Below are 1,557 nucleotides of genomic sequence, written 5' to 3'. Positions count from 1 at the left end.
GGTTCAACAAACCGACATAGCACGTCGCTCGGAGCCAGTCATTGTACCAACAACGGCTACCGAAACCTACACAGACCTGCGTATAGTTGCATATGAAGATAGAGGCTGGCTCGTGAATTGTGATTATAAAACAGGGCAAAAAATCAAGACCAAGCAAAAGGCAAACATCACAAAAAAAATCAACTTCCACACTTTGCGGCATAGCTTTGCAACACACTTGCACGAAGCCGGAACAGATATCGGTATCATCCAAGAACTTTTAGGACATAGTAGCTCTAAAACTACCGAACGATATACACACGTAAGCAACCGAACCATCCAAAAAGCTAAAAAACCCCTTGGATACACTCATGAATTTGAAAAATGCGAACTAAAGTTCGTATAAGTAAATGTTGGCAGTAATGCTAAAAAGACATCGTAAACCAACGGAATGACAGAAAATTAAAAGAATGAATTTGACGATTAATAGAACAGTAATTTGGACATTAACGATTTTGACTTTCGTTCTGACTTCTTGTGCAGGACTAAAAAACGCTCAATTAAAATCGCAACTTGACATAAGCAACTGTAATCAACAAACGACTTTTAATTATTCAAAAGACGATTTGCCGAAACCTATCCATTCGCTTGACATTGACACAATTCTTACAAATAGGTTTTCATTTCAGTCGTTAAATACTGCAAATGCAATCGGACTTATCGACCTTCTGACTGAATATGTCTATTTGAAAAAGAACTTTAAAGTGAACCCTACGCTTGAACGTAGAATTGAAATTGTGGAACTAGCCCAAAAAATAAATCAAAGACTAAATATATCATCTCTTGAAATTTCAGCCGTTGCGAGTGAGATGGACTGCGAAGAAGAACGAGCAGACCAAATTGCAACTTACCTTAAAGGAAAAGAAGATGATGCCGAGTCGAAATTGACGGTTGGAGCTATTGTAGTTGGAGCGGTTGGAGCAATAACAGCAGGAATACTTTTGGCTAATGGTGACGCAGGAAGCACCCCTGAATTTATTGGGATTGGTGCAGGTTTGACAGAAGCGACTTTGGGTGTAATGATTTTGCTGAATAAGAGAAAAATTGAATTTTATCATTCAAGAAATGCTCTTAAAGACATTTGGTTTGCACCCGAAACTTCAACTATCTTTCCACAATCTGTTTGGTATTACTTGACCTATGAAAAACCTGATGGCTCAATAAAATCAATACAAAAGCAACTCGTTGACAAGTGGTTGGGATTTGGCCAAATAGCATACACCAAAGAAAAAAATAAAGAGAAAGTTTATTCGCTATTTTTCGGAGAAGGCGGAAAGTATAAGGCCGACCAATTGGCAAATCGAGCCAATATGCACGACCAAATTGAAGCACAAATTAACCTAATGAAACAGGACTTAAAACTATTAGCATTGGAACTTGAAAACCTGAATAACGAATGACAAGACCAAGAAGCACTACTGCCAACATCAGCTATACGCAAGCAGGGGTTTAGCTTCGCTGATTTTCAATTCGTGCTTCGTAGGACAGAAAAGTGCTAAAATTGAATCTCAGTTCTTC

The 1,557-nt window shown here is 38.3% G+C and carries 2 protein-coding genes; both read left to right on the top strand.

The annotated features are described in order from the left end of the window. On the top strand, positions 1-385 hold a 385-nt coding region (locus G499_RS21385), incomplete at its 5' end, for a tyrosine-type recombinase/integrase (protein ID WP_154658540.1). Positions 386-449: 64 nt separating this feature from the next. After that, a complete protein-coding gene (locus G499_RS0118135) occupies positions 450-1,439 on the top strand; it encodes a hypothetical protein (protein WP_027001103.1) in 990 nt (329 codons plus the stop codon). Positions 1,440-1,557 lie beyond the last annotated feature (118 nt).

The sequence above is a fragment of the Eisenibacter elegans DSM 3317 genome, from assembly GCF_000430505.1.
Taxonomy (GTDB): domain Bacteria; phylum Bacteroidota; class Bacteroidia; order Cytophagales; family Microscillaceae; genus Eisenibacter; species Eisenibacter elegans.
This window is presented reverse-complemented; position numbering and strand designations above follow the sequence as displayed.